General features: G+C 49.2%; 14 protein-coding genes. 7 read left to right on the top strand and 7 right to left on the bottom strand.

Translation table 11 applies throughout. The features are described 5' to 3' along the window. Positions 1-324: 324 nt before the first annotated feature. The 3 genes from L3556_RS13385 to hpf all read right to left on the bottom strand — a co-directional run bounded on the left by L3556_RS13385 (position 325) and on the right by hpf (position 2,889). Positions 325-720 carry a response regulator gene (locus tag L3556_RS13385; RefSeq protein ID WP_277867835.1) on the bottom strand — a complete coding sequence of 132 codons (396 nt, stop codon included), beginning with the start codon at positions 718-720 and terminating at the stop codon, positions 325-327. Next, complete coding sequence (locus tag L3556_RS13390; protein ID WP_277867836.1) at positions 713-2,164, bottom strand: sensor histidine kinase; 1,452 nt, start codon at positions 2,162-2,164, stop codon at positions 713-715. The genes L3556_RS13385 and L3556_RS13390 overlap by 8 nt, the downstream gene beginning before the upstream one ends. A gap of 101 nt (positions 2,165-2,265) precedes the next feature. Further along, entirely contained in the window at positions 2,266-2,889 is a 624-nt protein-coding gene (gene hpf / locus L3556_RS13395; RefSeq protein WP_277867837.1) for a ribosome hibernation-promoting factor, HPF/YfiA family, read from the bottom strand. A 241-nt stretch (positions 2,890-3,130) separates the two neighbouring features. Here hpf and lipB point away from each other — a divergent pair, with 241 nt between their 5' ends. The 3 genes from lipB (at position 3,131) to L3556_RS13410 (ending at position 5,623) form a co-directional block, all read left to right on the top strand. Beyond that, positions 3,131-3,802 carry a lipoyl(octanoyl) transferase LipB gene (gene lipB / locus L3556_RS13400; protein ID WP_277867838.1) on the top strand — a complete coding sequence of 224 codons (672 nt, stop codon included), beginning with the start codon at positions 3,131-3,133 and terminating at the stop codon, positions 3,800-3,802. A 233-nt stretch (positions 3,803-4,035) separates the two neighbouring features. After that, positions 4,036-5,019 (top strand): RNA polymerase sigma factor, RpoD/SigA family, encoded by a 984-nt coding sequence (locus L3556_RS13405; RefSeq protein ID WP_277867839.1) that lies wholly within the window; start codon positions 4,036-4,038, stop codon positions 5,017-5,019. Between the two features lie 91 nt (positions 5,020-5,110). Then, on the top strand, positions 5,111-5,623 hold the full coding sequence (locus L3556_RS13410; RefSeq protein ID WP_277867840.1) for a cupin domain-containing protein: 513 nt from the start codon (positions 5,111-5,113) through the stop codon (positions 5,621-5,623). Here the strand turns inward: L3556_RS13410 and L3556_RS13415 are convergent. The 4 genes from L3556_RS13415 to L3556_RS13430 all read right to left on the bottom strand — a co-directional run bounded on the left by L3556_RS13415 (position 5,620) and on the right by L3556_RS13430 (position 8,575). After that, positions 5,620-6,150 (bottom strand): hypothetical protein, encoded by a 531-nt coding sequence (locus L3556_RS13415; protein WP_277867841.1) that lies wholly within the window; start codon positions 6,148-6,150, stop codon positions 5,620-5,622. The two genes, L3556_RS13410 and L3556_RS13415, sit on opposite strands and share 4 nt — an antisense overlap. Further along, positions 6,150-6,800, bottom strand: coding sequence for a ParA family protein (locus tag L3556_RS13420; protein WP_479682448.1), 651 nt, complete (start codon positions 6,798-6,800; stop codon positions 6,150-6,152). Before L3556_RS13420 ends, L3556_RS13415 begins: the two co-directional genes overlap by 1 nt. A gap of 3 nt (positions 6,801-6,803) precedes the next feature. Next, positions 6,804-7,814 carry a phenylalanine--tRNA ligase subunit alpha gene (gene pheS / locus L3556_RS13425; RefSeq protein WP_277867843.1) on the bottom strand — a complete coding sequence of 337 codons (1,011 nt, stop codon included), beginning with the start codon at positions 7,812-7,814 and terminating at the stop codon, positions 6,804-6,806. 158 nt (positions 7,815-7,972) lie between these two features. Then, the gene (locus L3556_RS13430) at positions 7,973-8,575 is read right to left on the bottom strand and encodes a plasmid pRiA4b ORF-3 family protein (RefSeq protein WP_277867844.1); all 603 of its coding nucleotides are present in this window, start codon (positions 8,573-8,575) and stop codon (positions 7,973-7,975) included. Positions 8,576-8,846: 271 nt separating this feature from the next. Here L3556_RS13430 and L3556_RS13435 point away from each other — a divergent pair, with 271 nt between their 5' ends. From L3556_RS13435 to L3556_RS13450, 4 genes are all read left to right on the top strand, one after another. After that, positions 8,847-8,951 (top strand): DUF4351 domain-containing protein, encoded by a 105-nt coding sequence (locus L3556_RS13435; RefSeq protein WP_277867856.1) that lies wholly within the window; start codon positions 8,847-8,849, stop codon positions 8,949-8,951. A 95-nt stretch (positions 8,952-9,046) separates the two neighbouring features. After that, on the top strand, positions 9,047-14,419 hold the full coding sequence (locus L3556_RS13440) for a beta strand repeat-containing protein (protein WP_277867845.1): 5,373 nt from the start codon (positions 9,047-9,049) through the stop codon (positions 14,417-14,419). Positions 14,420-14,464: 45 nt separating this feature from the next. After that, positions 14,465-14,710, top strand: a complete 246-nt coding sequence (locus tag L3556_RS13445; protein ID WP_277867846.1) for a hypothetical protein — start codon at positions 14,465-14,467, stop codon at positions 14,708-14,710. A 261-nt stretch (positions 14,711-14,971) separates the two neighbouring features. Then, positions 14,972-15,415, top strand: a 444-nt coding sequence (locus tag L3556_RS13450; RefSeq protein ID WP_277867847.1) for a nuclease-related domain-containing protein, incomplete at its 3' end; no start/stop codon positions are given.

Below are 15,415 nucleotides of genomic sequence, written 5' to 3' on the forward strand. Positions count from 1 at the left end.
AGAAAATAGAATGGCAATACCTTTGTCGCACACATCCCCCTATTCATGTCCACCCCCTATATCAGTTTCCTGATAGAAGATGAAACCTAATCAACGTAATCATAGATAGACTAGAGCTTTAACGCTTTTCGCTAGAGGCTTTGAACGTGTATCTTCAATTCGTTAAACCCTAGACCTCTATACTTAAAATCATAGATCGATGGAATGAGGGGATACCAACCCCTGTAACAATCCCTTACGCAAACCAGCCCCGAAAGGGGTCTAAGGATACGTCTCTTCGTTAATGTACATGGTTCTTAATTTTTGCAAAATAATTAATAGGAACTAACTGGGCGTTAAGCCCGATTTGATCGTTTCCACTAATTCATCACTATGCCAGGGTTTATATAAACAACGATGAAGGTTAGCCTCATCAACGGCCCGCTGGATTGCCGCCTCATCAGCCTGGCCCGTTAGCATCACTTTCACCACTTTCGGAAATTTTTTGTGAACTCGGATCAGAAACTCGTCACCGCGCACCTTGGGCATGAGCCAATCCGAGACAATGACAATCACATCCGCAGAATCATCCTGAAGCTCATCAATGAGTTCCATGGCCTCGTCGGCACTCTCCGCCGTTTCGTAGAGGTATTGCTCCCCAAATGCAGTTTTAAGCTGGGTACGCAGGCTTTCAAGAATGACCCGCTCATCATCCACACATAAAATAACTGGCTTAGCCATGATCGCCATGATCCTCAATGAGAGGTAGGGTGACCGAAAAGGTTGTTTTCCCGGGCTGGGAGTCAACCTCAATGGTTCCCTGGTGTTTATCGACAATTTTATGAACAATATCTAACCCTAGGCCATTTCCCTCACCAGAGGGTTTGGTCGTAAAGAAGGGTTCAAAAATGTGGGGCAGAACAGAGTCGGGAATGCCACAACCACTATCGGTAATGTCCACCCGTAAGGCCCGTTCCTGCTGCCGGACCCTAATCCGTAGCTCTCCCCGCTCGTCCATCGCCTGGAGGGCATTGTGCACCAAGTTTGTCCATACCTGGGTCAGTTCATCGGGATAGCAGGGAATGGCGGGGATGGCATCGTAGTGGCGCACCACCTCTACCCCATGCTTTATTTTATTGTGGTAGAGGGTTAAGACAGTTTCAATGCCGTCAATAATATTAGCCGTCACCTTTTCACCGCTTTGATCAAATCGGGCATAGGTTTTTAAGGCAAAGACGACCTTGGCGGCCCGTTCAATGGCGGTGCCAATGGTATGGGTGCTACGCTCTAGGAGAGCTAACTGATGGGCAAGTTCCACCACCTGTTCTCCTTGCTCACTCTGCAAGAGTAGCAAAAAAGGATCGATGTCCCCGAGGACACCAATATCAATGAAGGTATCGGCCCAGCCATCACTATTCTGGATATCCTTATCATTCAGCACCGCCATCATTTTCCGTTTATACTGCCGCCGTTCCCGACTCGACAATTGCAGGGTGTCCTGAATGGGTAATTGACGCAGGGCCGTAAACCGCTCAAATAGTTCTGGGGGTAACTCCCGTAAAATATCTGGCAGGTTGGGTAAGGTGCGCTGGGAAAAGAGGCTAATGGTTTCGATGGAGGAGCGAATTGCTCCTAGGGGCGTATTAATTTCATGGGCAACCCCTGCCACTAATTGCCCCAGGGCCGCCATTTTTTCTGAGTGGATGAGTTCTTTCTGGGTATTTTGTAATTCATTCAGGGTGTCTGCTAGTTCACGGTTTTTTTGCTGCAAACTCGCTTCGGCCATCTTGAGTTGCTTGAAGGCACTCTGTTGTTCACTGATGTCGCGGACAAACCCTTCGTAGTAAATAATATTGTTTTTGCGATCGCGCACGACTCGACAGGTTTCGGCAATCCAGATAATGCTGCCATCCTGACGATACACCTGGGACTCAAAGTTAGACAGCACATCCTGCTGGGCCATCAAGTCAATGAACTGCTGTCGCCGCTGGGGATCAACGTACAAACTAGCGCGAGCATTGGGCTGAACAGCAATCAGTTCGTCCGCAGAGGCATAACCATAGATCTGCGCTAGGGCTTGATTGGCGCGAATGTAGTTTCCCTGGAGATCCGTTTGAAAAATCCCCTCGACCGCATTTTCAAAGATGCTGCGAAAACCAGCCTCAATGGCCTGGGGGTCAGACATGATCATTTCAGGCAATAGCAGGGGTATGACGTACATTCACAACTATACGACATTCCACCTGCTACAGCTAATCTATGTAATCTATAAGATAGGTGGATCCCCTAGCTAGATTTGGCCGCCCGTTTACTCTGGCTGACACCCTGGCCCTGACCATTACTGGATGTATTGCGGGGCTGAATGACCCCAAACCCACCATGATTCCGCTCGTAGACCACATTGATTTCGTCGCTATCGACATTACGGAAAACGTAAAAATCATGATCGACCATCTCTAGATGCTCTAGGGCATCCTCAATGGTCATGGGGGGCATGGCAAAGTATTTCATCCGCACCACTTGGGCCGGAAGTTCCGGGGTGCGATCGCTGATCAAGTCACTGACGATAGGGGCTGAAATGTCCTCGGGAATATCCTTTGTCCGGGATTGATCCTGACGTTTCTCTTTGAGCTTGCGTAATTTACGGGCAATTTTATCAGCAACTAAGTCAATACTGGCATAGAGATTCTCGCTGCTTTCCTCGGCCCGGATAACAGAGCCATTGACAAACAATGTGACTTCTGCGGTTTGCTTCGGGGCTGTACTGCGATTACGCGCAACGGAGAGATGGATATCGATTTCGTTGATCACATTTTGATAGTGGTTGGCAGCCCGATCAATTTTTTGATTGACATAGCTGCGAATGGCATCCGTGATGTCAATGTTTTTTCCATGAATCACAAGCCTCATAGGGTCGCCTCCCCTAGGTTTAATTATCTTATCTAAGATCACCTTAGCACTTTCCCATTAGCTTACGTATTGGCGACAACATTCCTTTGCTAGAGTCTTCACTATAGTTTGTGTTCTGTGATAATTCTTAGCTTGAAGCCCTTGACAGTCGCTACCTTCCTGCGCTCTTTTTTGCGATTTTCCTATACCCGTTTGGCTTTATTATTTTTTTATTATTTCATTTCTCTGATTTCGTTTAATTTTGCCCTCCCCTCCCCGTCCATGTTGGCTGTATTGCCCTGGAATTGTTCCCTATGCCCAGGCTTGGCAATGGCAGCGTCGCTTAGTGGGCGATCGTCGGAATCAGCCTGATTTAGCCGATGCCCTCATAGTGCTTCAGCATCCGCCGGTCTATACCCTGGGTCAGGGAGCCAGTGAAGTCTTTCTCCAATTTGATCCCCAGAGGGACGTAGAACTGTATCGGGTGGAACGGGGCGGGGAAGTCACTTACCATAATCCGGGTCAGTGGGTTGCCTATCCCATTTTGAATTTACGTCACCATCACCCGGATCTCCATTGGTACCTCCGCCGATTGGAGGATGTGCTGATTCAAACCTTAGGGGTATACCAAATAAAGGGAGAACGAATCCCTGGCTTAACTGGCGTTTGGGTGGAAGGAGTCAAAGTGGCCGCCATTGGTATTAAAGTGAGTCGCTGGCTGACCTGGCACGGCATTGCCCTCAATGTCACCAATGATCTCCGGGGTTTTCGCCAGATTGTACCCTGTGGGATTGGCGATCGCCCGGTGGGGAACCTTTTGCAGTTCAAATCCGACATAGATGGTGAAGATGTCCGCGATCGACTCATCGAAGCCTTTGCCCAGGTTTTTGGACTCTCCATGGTGCCCCGGCCCATCTCTGATCTAGAAACCTAACTTAGCAACCTAAAAGGATTCCTCAGGAATCAGGAGAATTTATCGATGCTCAGGTTTAATCTTTTCTTCATAACCTCATCGGTGTTTCTTGGTAATTTTCAAGGCAAAATATAATATTGAGCCTCATTTAGGCAATAATGAAGAATGAAGTCATACCGACATTAGTTTATTTAACCCTACTTCCTCAATTATCGCTCTGCTCCTTTCCCATTAACTAACCGTTGCCCCAGATCATGACTAACCAGCCAAACAAATCCCAATCGTCGTCATTGCCCCTTAGTACGGATATGGTGCGGACATACCTCCATGAAATTGGTCGTGTCCCCCTTTTGACCCATGAACAGGAAATTGTTTTGGGCAAACAAGTCCAACAAATGATGATTCTGCGACAGCTCCAGGATGATCTAGGGGATGATCTCGGTCGTTTCCCTACGGATCAGGAATGGGCTGCCGCCGCCAAGATGGATATTAAGGAACTTCAGAAAACATTGCAGCGGGGTCAGCGGGCCAAGCAAAAGATGATTGAAGCTAATCTGCGATTAGTGGTATCTGTTGCTAAAAAATATCAAAAACGCAACCTAGAGTTGCTGGATTTAGTCCAGGAGGGAACCCTGGGTCTAGAGCGGGGTGTGGAAAAATTTGATCCGACTCGGGGCTATAAATTTTCCACCTATGCCTACTGGTGGATTCGTCAGGCCATTACCCGCGCCATTGCCCAACAGGCCCGCACAATTCGATTGCCGATTCACATCACTGAGAAGCTCAACAAAATTAAGCGTACCCAGCGGGAACTCTCCCAAAAGCTCGGACGAAGTGCCACCCCCAACGAAGTTGCCGCCGAATTGGAGTTAGAACCCGCCCAAATTCGCGAGTATCTCACCTTGGCTCGGCAGCCGGTGTCCTTGGATCTGCGGGTTGGCGATAATCAGGATACGGAACTGGGAGACTTACTGGAAGACAACGGCCCCTCACCGGAGCAGTTCACGACCGGGGAATCCCTGCGGGATGATATTCATCATTGGTTAGGGGAATTAACGACCCAGCAACGGCAGGTGTTGACCCTGCGCTTTGGCCTCAGTGATGGCCAGGAGCTTTCCTTGGCTAAGGTGGGGGAGCAGCTAAACCTCAGTCGGGAACGGGTACGCCAACTGGAACGGCAAGCCTTGGATCATCTGCGGCGGCGACGACGGCAAATGCATGAGTATCTTGCCAGTTAAAGCACCTTGCCAGTTAAAGCACCTTGCCGGTTAAAGTACCTAACAGGTTAAAATACCTGGGGTGTCCAGAAAGGAGCATGGCTTGAATTCCATGGATAATGGTGACAAATGGGTTAGGGATCTGGGTTTACAGGCCCATCCTGAGGGGGGCTATTACCGGGAGATCTATCGATCTCCGGAATCCATTCCTGAGGCGGCCTTACCCAGTCGATTTCGGGGGGGCGATCGCGCCTATGGAACTGGCATCTATTTCCTGTTGCCGTCGGGTCAATATTCAGCCCTACACCGCATCCAATCCGATGAACTCTGGCATTTTTATGCTGGCTCCAGCTTAGTGATCCATGTGATTCAGCCCGATGGAGTCTATGAACAACTCAAATTAGGGCCGCGGACTGATCTAGGAGAGCAATTTCAGCTTTGCGTGCCCGCGGGTTGTTGGTTTGGAGCCACGGTCACGGAGTCTGACAGCTATACCTTGGTGGGGTGTACGGTCACGCCAGCCTTTGATTTTCGTGATTTTGAACTGGGAGATCGCCCAACATTGCTGGCCCTGTATCCCCAACATCAAGCGTTGATTTGCGCCTTAACGCCTGAGGTAGATTAATCAAACCAACCCATATCAGTATCTTTCAGTTGTTTATCTTCGGGAGATGGCTCAGGGATATAGTTCACCATCGGCTTAAAGCCAATATCTTCAAAACGGTAGGGTTTGGGAACGGGGGCCGTCAGGTTGCGGATTGTTTCCTTAGCTTCTTCCAGTTCCTTCTCTAGATCGTGGAACTGTTCTAATTGACTGGCTAAAGCCTCAAGCTGCTTCTGTTGCTCACTCACCTGGGCTTCTAGGCGTTCTATCTCATCGTTGCGATCGCTCAATTGCTGCTCTAGGGCTTGGGATTCTCCCTGTTCCTGGGAAAGCTGATGTTGCAGGCGTTGCACCTCATCGTTGCGATCGCCCAGTTGGGCTTCTAGGACCTGATACTGTTCCTGAAGGGAGGTCAAGGCAGCTTGGAGTTGGGCCTGCTGGGCCTCCAGATCAGCCTTAGTTGGGCTACCTCGGCGGGATGACTTTTGGGGAGTGGGTTTTGCCACTTCTTCACGGAGTAAATCCCCTAATTTTGGATGATCTACCACTAGCTTCTCCAATCTCGTTGTAACTCTTCTGCCACTAGGCGATAATCCGCTTGGGCTTCCTTGGCCTGCTTTCCGCGCCACTGGGTAATGGGAACCCCCTCCAGGGCCGATCGCTCATGGGCCTTATAGGCACGAATAAAGGAATGGCAGGCAGCGATCCCCAACTGCAACAGCGTATTCTGGGCCTCCAGGGCTTCAGCGACACTGCGGGGATCTACCCGTGTCAGTAGCACCCGATGGGGAACCTTTGCGGGGTGAACCACCACCTTCACCGTTTCAATCAGGGCGGCCAAATCAATGGGGGCTGGGGGGGTGGGCAAGACTAAATAATCGGAAATAGGCACCACCGCTGCCAGGGATGAGGAGGCTAAGGCCGGGGGCGTATCCACCACAATTAGATCATAGTTCGTTAACTGGCGCACATTACTGAGGAGCTTGGGATTGACCTCCTGGGCTAGATCAAAACCCATGTCCCGCTCATTTCGCTGAAACCACCACGTCGCTGATCCTTGGGGATCCGTATCCACCAGTAATACCCGCTGATGTTCGGCATAGGTTGCCGCTAGATTAATCGCTGTTGTGGTTTTACCCACGCCCCCCTTGCCATTCAGAACTGATATTAAGCGTGGTGAAGTCAACGACCTTTGCACTCCCTAAAACTGATTCAAAAAACGTAGGTCACTGGTATAAAATCGGCGAATATCATCGATCTGGTGCAGCACCATGGCAAATCGCTCTACCCCAAAACCTGCGGCAAAGCCCGTATAAAGATCGGGATCATACCCCACATTTTTAAGCACCTGGGGATCCACCATGCCACAGCCCAGTACCTCTAACCAGCGGCCCTTCCACTGCACATCCACTTCCGCTGAAGGCTCGGTAAAGGGAAAATAACTGGCCCGAAAACGAATGGGCACATCCCCAAATAGTTCCGCCAGAAATGCTTTCACCGTTCCCTTGAGATCCGTAAACGTCAAGCCTTGATCAATGGCTAAAATTTCAATTTGATGGAAAACCGCAGCGTGGGTTGCATCTTCATTGTCGCGGCGATAACAACGGCCCGGAGCCACAATGCGAATGGGTGGATCATTGAGTTCCATGTGACGAATTTGAACCGAAGAGGTATGGGTACGCAGTAAATTGCCATCGGGCAAATAGAACGTATCCTGCATATCCCGGGCCGGGTGATCCGCTGGCGTATTCAGAGCCTCGAAATTGTAATAATCCGTTTCCATCTCCGGACCATCATCCACGGTGTACCCCAAACCCACGAAAATATCTAAAATTCGATCCATGGTGCTATTGAGGGGATGGATATGACCCTGGGGACGAAAGTAGCCCGGCATGGTGACATCTAGGGTTTCTGCCTCTAGTTGGGCCTGAATTTGGGCCGCCTGTAATTTATGCCGTTGCTGCTCAAGGGCCGTTTGCAGGGTTTCCTTAAGGGTGTTGGCTAGGGTACCAATGGTGGGGCGATCGCCCGCAGGTAGTTTACCCATCGTCCCTAAAATTTTCGAGAGTTCTCCCTTTTTACCTAGGTAGTGAATTCGTTGCTGCTCTAGGGTATCCAAGGTCTCAATCTCGGCGATCGCCTTGAGGGCCGTAGCCTGTAATTCCTGGAGTTGGGCCTGTAACTGCTGCCCATCTAGGGTTGATGTGGTCATAATCTCGGTGATGTCAATGTGATGTCAATGGTTCTAGGGGAATATAAACTCTTAAATCATGTAAATAATTATCTAAATTCTACTGTAGAACATTTTGCCCTCAACCAGCGTTTGTCCCAGTAGTTGCCATTATCTCCAAGGTAGTTTCCTGCCGATATTCAAAAATAGCCTTCAAAATGCGTTGTATCCTTAGGGATCCTCTTCAACCGGGACGTGATCTCATCGAATTCAGGATCTTCTGGGTCAAAAACTCCCCCTATCCATTCAAGCATGTGCTCATGATCTGGGTGTTCTGGGTCTTGAAGCCTCTCGATAAGCTCCTGATACCCCCAACTTCCTCCACAGTCTTCCGGTGGACAGGCACGTTTAGCCTTAATGCAGATAGGATAGGCGATGCCAGCTTCAGGTTCAAGCACCTTCTCAAGCAGAATTTCATGTTCCCAGGAATCCCCAAAGTCGTAGAGATAGGAGAACTTAGACTTTTCCCATAGAATAACTTTGCTCAATTTGACCAGCCGTTCATCCTGTAACTCCATCCCATCAAAGCCGAATTCAGGCATTGGTATCCCGTATTCCACCCCTTGAATCGAAAAAGAATGAAGATGGGAACCTGACCAGCCCATGGAGAACTGAATGACCCAGTGTAAATAGTTCAGGGTGACATCGCTAGGCACCTGCACCCGCCGCCAGATCGGGGGCCGGATATCCTTCAGAGTGATTTTAAGTTGGTAGATAGACCGAGTTTTTTTGCGAGAAACCATTCTAGACCGAGGAGGGGAAAAACTAGGGTGACTAAATTCGGACAGTCTAACGATTGTTACTTAGCTTAGGACGAGGCCCGCACTGATTCTCAATATCCTAGGTGAAAAAAAGAAAGCAATCATAACAATGCTTATGATGCTTGAGTACAATTGCAATGTCAATCTGTGGGCGTCGGCTGCACATTAATTGCTCCATTTGGGGAAAGAGTGACGACGGCCCCTAGTTTTTCAAGATTTACTAGGGCTATTCACGGGTGCGATCGCGACCCAAATCAATCATCTATCCCTAGAACAATTAGAAGCCCTAGGGGATGCTCTGCCAGATTTCGGCGAACTTAACGATTTAGAGCAGTGGTTTCAGGCATTAAATAATTAAGATATAAATAATAATTATAAGAATAATAACAAATTATTGACACAAAAAGGCGATCGCTATATTTTAGGTATTACCTATTTCCTGCCCTAAATTAAATGCTCAAAATAATCCGTCGGTGGTTTGCTCCTCTTGCCGTGTTGGGTTGTCTTCTTCCCTTACCTGCGATCGCCCAGATTACACCAGCCGTTGGGGGTACAGGTACGACAGTCACCGTGAATGGTCAGCAGTTTGACATTGGCGGCGGTGCATTTTCCAGGGATGGTAAAAATTTATTTCATCTCTTTAAGCAATTTGGTCTCAGTGATGGTCAGATTGCCAACTTTTTATCCAATTCCAAGGTACAAAATATCCTGGCAGGCGTGAATGGCGGCGATGTCAGCTACATCAATGGCTTAATCCAGGTAATAGGGGGAAATAGTAACCTCTATTTGCTCAATCCTGCGGGAATTGTCTTTGGGCCCAATGCCCAGTTAAACGTACCGGCAGCGTTCCATGCCTCCACCGCCCAACGGGTGCATTTTGACGGCGGTATTTTTGACATTAATGGGTTTAATGACTACGCCAACCTAGTGGGAAACCCCACCGGATTTGAGTTTTTAAGTACGGGCATTATTGTCAACGAGGGAAACTTAGCCGTTGGCCCAGGGCAGAATTTAACGTTGATGGGTCATCAGGTGTTCAATACAGGAACCCTATCGGCTCCAGGGGGAACCATTACAATTCAAGCAATCCCTGAGACAGGCATGGTACGGATTTCCCAGGAGGGAATGATCCTTAGTTTAGAGATTCCAGCGGATCGGATTCCCGAAGATGGAGTGATTGAAGCGGTGGATTTACCCCGATTGATCACTGGAGGAGAAGATCGTCCACGGGTGAATAGTGTGGTACACAATGCCGATGGCACGATTAGCTTGGTTCATGACCCCAATAGGGTGAATGTGCCAGTGGACGGAGCAACGGCGGTTGCCAGTGGCACGATGGATGTGTCGAGTCCTGAGGGAGTGGGGGGACAGATTAATGTTCTTGGTTCCAATGTTGCCTTCGTGAATGCCCAACTCAATGCCTCTGGGGGTGCGGGGGGCGGCACGATCCTTGGAGGTGGGGATTACCTAGGGGGAAGCACGGGCACAGGTCGCCTAGATAGTAGTTTCAATACCCAGAACTTGTTTGTGGACAGCAACACCGTTATGAATGCGGATGCGCTGATCCAAGGGGATGGCGGCACGGTGATTAATTGGGCCGATAACAGCACCATCTTTCATGGATTTATTTCAGCCCAAGGCGGGATATTAGGCGGAGATGGCGGCTTTGCCGAAGTTTCGGGACGGGAAACACTACAAATGTCTGGGTTTGCAGATTTGCGTGCCCCCCAAGGAGCCTTTGGAACGCTATTGCTAGACCCCGGTAGTGTCACGATTCAAGCAGGTTCTAATACCTATGTAGATAAAAATACCTTTTATGACCTTTACTTAAATTCTCAATTAAGCGCTGCCAGTGTCACGATCGCCACCTCAGAAGCAACCAATAGCAACCCTGAAACAATTACGATCGGCGGAAGTACCTATATTATTTGGAGTGCGGCAACGACCTTAACCCTGACGGCAGGGCGCAATATTTTCATGAATGCGGGGGCGGTGATCCGAAATACCCATACCGGCACATCCTTTGATGCGATTGTGTTTAATGCTAATACCGCAGGGACAGCAACGGGCAGCTTTGCAGGGATCCAATTAAATGGTGCGGGTGCGACCCTCGCGGCGCAAGATGGCAATATTCGGCTAACGGGACACGGTGGAAATAGCGGAGCAAATGACTACGGTATTTATCAACTGGGTTCAGCCCAAGTCAGTACCACGGGAACTGGCAACATCACCTATATCGGTACAGGGGGTAATGGCACAAGTAGCAACTACGGTATTCTTCTAAACGGTGCAAATACCACTATTAGCAGTAGTGATGGGTCGATCGCCCTAACTGGAACTGGGCGAGGTAATGGAACAGGAAACTACGGCATTTATCAACTGGGTGCAGCCCAAGTCAGTAGTACCAGTGGAAATATCACCTATACCGGTACAGGTGGCAATGGCACAAGTAACAACTACGGCATTCTTCTAACCGGAGCAAATACTACTATTACTAGTGGAAATGGCACGATCGCCCTGACCGGAACCGGACAAGGGAACGGGAACGGGACACGTAATCGCGGGATTAGTCATGAATTCGGTGCCCAAGTCAGTACCACGGGAACTGGCAACATCACCTATATCGGTACAGGGGGTAATGGCACGGATTTTAACTTCGGTATTCTTCTAAGCGGAGCAAATACCACTATTAGCAGTAGTGATGGCACGATCGCCCTGACCGGAACCGGACAAGGGAACGGGAACTGGACAAGTAATCGCGGGATTAGTCAAGAAAGTGGTGCCCAAGTTCGTAGTACAGGCAATGGCACCATTACCTATACCGGGACAGGCGGCAATGGCACGGATTCTAACTTCGGTATTCTTCTAAGCGGAACCAATACTACCGTTAGCAGTAGTGATGGGGCGATCGCCCTGACCGGAACTGGGGGAGGGAATGAAACATCAAACTACGGTATTTATCAATTGAGTGCTGCCCAAGTTCGTAGTACAGGCAATGGCACCATTACCTATACCGGGACGGGCGGAAACGGCACGGATTCTAACTTCGGTATTCTTCTAAGCGGAACCAATACTACCGTTAGCAGCCAGGGTGGTGAGATTGCCCTGACCGGAACCGGACAAGGGAACGGCTCCTCTAATCGCGGGATTAGTCAAGAATTCGGTGTCCAAGTCAGTACCACGGGAACTGGCAACATCACCTATATCGGTACAGGGGGTAATGGCACAAGTAGCAACTACGGTATTTATCTAGGTGGAACCAATGCCACCATTAGTAGCCAAGGTGGGGCGATCGCCCTGACGGGAACCGGACAAGGGAATGGAACATCAAACTTCGGCATTTATCAACTGAGTGCTGCCCAAGTTCGTAGTACAGGCAATGGCACCATTACCTATGAGGGAACGAGTGGGAATGGCACAAATAACAACTACGGTATTTATCTGATCGGAGCAAACACAAGAATTACGAGCGAGACTGGGAATATCTCGCTCACGGGGAATGGTGGTAGTGGTAGCAATAGTACCAATGACAACTACGGGATTTGGCAACGGCTTGGCGCACAGGTCTTTACGTCAGGGGATATCACGCTCACGGGGAATGGTGGTGGTGGTAGTAATAGTACCAATAACAACTACGGGATTTTTCAAGAGTCTGGCGCACAAGTCTTTACGACAGGAAATGGCAATATTACCTACAGAGGAACTGGCGGAAATGGTACAGACAGAAACTATGGAATCTTGTTAGAAGATGCAAATACGACCATTGCTAGCGAGACTGGTATTATCCACCTCACAGGTAATGGTACGGGTAATGGGATTTATAACTATGGGATTTTTCAAGGGTCCGGCGCACAAGTCTTTACTGGAAATGGAACCCCAGCAACCAGCTTAACGGGCGGCGGCAACATTACCTACACAGGCACCGGCGGTAGTGGCACATTCGACAACTATGGAATCTTGTTAGAAGATGCAAATACGACCATTGCGAGTGGGGCGGGGGCAATTAACCTCACGGGGAATGGAAGTGGGACTGTCGATGGCAACCATGGGATTCGGCAACGGGATGGCGCACGGGTTTTTACGACAGGGAATGGCAACATTACCTACACAGGCACTGGCAGTAGTAGTGGCACAAGTATTAACTTAGGAATCTATTTAGAGGGAGCAAATACGACCATTGCCAGCGGGGCTGGAACTATCACCCTCACAGGGAATGGACGTGCGACTGGTGCTGACAACTACGGGATTCTTCAACGCTCTGGCGTACAGGTCTTTACCGGGACTGGAACCCCAACAACAAGCTTAACGGGCGGCGGCAACATTACCTACACAGGCACTGGCAGTAATGGCACAAGTTCTAACTTTGGAATTAATTTAGAAGGGGATGTAAATGGAACTCCGATAATTGCAAGCGGGTCTGGGAATATCACGCTCACGGGGAATGGTGGTAGTGGTAGCAATAGTACCAATGACAACTACGGGATTTGGCAACGGCTTGGCGCTCAGGTCTTTACGACAGGGGATATCACGCTCACGGGGAATGGTGGTGGTACAACCACTAACAACTACGGGATTTTTCAAGAGTCTGGCGCACAAGTCTTTACGACAGGGAATGGCAATATTACCTATACCGGAACAGGAGCCAATGGAGCCGATGCCATTCGAGTACAAACAGGTACTAATTTGATTGGCAAGGGTACAACCGGAAATATTACCCTCATGGGCGACACAATGACATTGAATAATGTTTCTATTCAAGGAACTGTCAATTTACTTATTCAACCCCTAACACCAGCGACCACCATCGGCATTGGAGATGGCGCAACAGGAATCTTAAACCTAAATGCAACGGAACTCGGTAATATCCAAGATGGCTTTAGTTTAATCACGATTGGCCATGGGAATGGTACTGGGCTAATTCAAGTTGCTGGAACTGTCCATCCCTTTAATGACAATTTGCAGTTACGGAACAGTAGCGGTGGTATTCAAATTAATTCTGCCCTAAATGTTGGTGCCAATAATCTCATACTGAATTCCGGTGGAACGGTTACTCAAACGGCCCCAATTATTGCACAAGGCGTTGCGATTACGGGTTCAGGCGATACCACGTTAGATCATCCTAATAATCAAATCCAAACCATTGCAGCCAATACCATAGGCAATATTACTGTGGTGACAGGAACCGATTTGGCAGTGGATACGGTGAATCCAGATGGGATTGAAAATAGTCAGACGGTGGTGTTGCAATCCACTACCGGCAATATTACGCTGAATCAACCGATCAATGCCACCCAAAATATTACCTTGGCTGCCGACCAAAACTTTATCAACAATGCCGGAGTGAATGCGTTAATAGCAGGGGGACGTTGGCTGGTTTATGCCACGAGTCCAGAAGGAAATATCAATGGCTGGTCAGTCTTGGGAGGCTCACAACAGTTTAGTACGGCCTATCCCACACCATCAGGGTTTGCTGGGAATGGTTTTGTTTATAGTGTGGCAGCACCTCCCTTACCTCCGGTTACATCCAGTCCGGTGATTCTTTCAACCGCACCAACGATCAATGTACCTGCCGTACCATCTCCACCATCTTCGCCAGCACCTCCAATGGCTCCAACTAGCTCAAGCTCAGGTTCTGCACCCCCGATCATTTTTACTCCGACAGATTTGCCCCTACCCTCTAACCTATCCACCATTTTGCAAGGTCAAGAAGAGGAGGAGATGCCCTTAGAGCAGAGCCTCTGTCAATTGCTCGAAGAAGGAGAAGAGACAGTCTTAGAGATTAATGGTGTACCCGTAGAGTCTGTCCTAGCGGAGCAGTGCCGTTAGGTATCCTAGAAGATAGACAAGCCATAAAAATCTAGGGTCAAAGCCATGGCAACCACTGCCGATGATGTGTGGCGTTTATTGGGTGAACTCGCCGTAGCCCAAAAAGAAACCGAACGCCGATTTCAAGAAACAGAGCAGCTTCTCAAGGAGCAATCCCAGGAAGCAGAACGTCGATTCCAGGAAGCAGAACGCCGCTTTCAGGAAACGGAGCAAGTTCTCAAAGATCAGGCTCGCAAGACCGATCGCCAAATCCCCACCATCTTCGCCAGCACCTCCAATGGCTCCAACTAGCTCAAGCTCAGGTTCTGCACCCCCGACTCATTTTACTTCCGGTAGATTTGTCCCCTACCCCTCCTAACCTATCCACCCATTTTGTCAAGGTCAAGAAGAGGAGGAGATGCCCTTACGAGCAGAGCCTCCTGTCAATTGCTCGAAGAAGGAGAAGAGACAGTCTTAGAGATTAATGGTGTACCCGTAGAGTCTGTCCTAGCGGAGCAGTGCCGTTAGGTATCCTAGAAGATAGACAAGCCATAAAAATCTAGGGTCAAAGCCATGGCAACCACTGCCGATGATGTGTGGCGTTTATTGGGTGAACTCGCCGTAGCCCAAAAAGAAACCGAACGCCGATTTCAAGAAACAGAGCAGCTTCTCAAGGAGCAATCCCAGGAAGCAGAACGCCGCTTTCAGGAAACGGAGCAAGTTCTCAAAGATCAGGCTCGCAAGACCGATCGCCAAATCCAGCAAGTGAATCAACAAATTGGTAACTTAGGCAACCGCCTCGGCGAATTTGTCGAATGGCAAGTCCGTCCCGCTGCTGTGCGTCTCTTTCGAGAGCGGGGTATTGCCGTGCGTCAACTTGCCAGTGATGTCACCATTGAAGCAGGGGAAGATAGCCTAGAAATTGATTTACTCGTGGTCAATGGGGATGAAGCCGTTGCCGTCGAAGTCAAAAGTAAACTCAGCCACACTGATGTGAATGAGCATCTCGAACGCATT

Source organism: Candidatus Synechococcus calcipolaris G9 (assembly GCF_029582805.1).
Taxonomy (GTDB): Bacteria; Cyanobacteriota; Cyanobacteriia; order Thermosynechococcales; family Thermosynechococcaceae; genus Synechococcus_F; species Synechococcus_F calcipolaris.

Bases quoted from the DNA above. Each gene is read 5' to 3' on its own strand.
- L3556_RS13385 (WP_277867835.1), bottom strand. From the start codon at position 720: ATGGCTAAGCCAGTTATTTTATGTGTGGATGATGAGCGGGTCATTCTT.
- L3556_RS13390 (WP_277867836.1), bottom strand. From the start codon at position 2,164: ATGTCTGACCCCCAGGCCATTGAGGCTGGTTTTCGCAGCATCTTTGAA.
- hpf (WP_277867837.1), bottom strand. From the start codon at position 2,889: ATGAGGCTTGTGATTCATGGAAAAAACATTGACATCACGGATGCCATT.
- L3556_RS13405 (WP_277867839.1), top strand. From the start codon at position 4,036: ATGACTAACCAGCCAAACAAATCCCAATCGTCGTCATTGCCCCTTAGT.
- L3556_RS13410 (WP_277867840.1), top strand. From the start codon at position 5,111: ATGGATAATGGTGACAAATGGGTTAGGGATCTGGGTTTACAGGCCCAT.
- pheS (WP_277867843.1), bottom strand. From the start codon at position 7,814: ATGACCACATCAACCCTAGATGGGCAGCAGTTACAGGCCCAACTCCAG.
- L3556_RS13430 (WP_277867844.1), bottom strand. From the start codon at position 8,575: ATGGTTTCTCGCAAAAAAACTCGGTCTATCTACCAACTTAAAATCACT.
- L3556_RS13440 (WP_277867845.1), top strand. From the start codon at position 9,047: ATGCTCAAAATAATCCGTCGGTGGTTTGCTCCTCTTGCCGTGTTGGGT.
- L3556_RS13445 (WP_277867846.1), top strand. From the start codon at position 14,465: ATGGCAACCACTGCCGATGATGTGTGGCGTTTATTGGGTGAACTCGCC.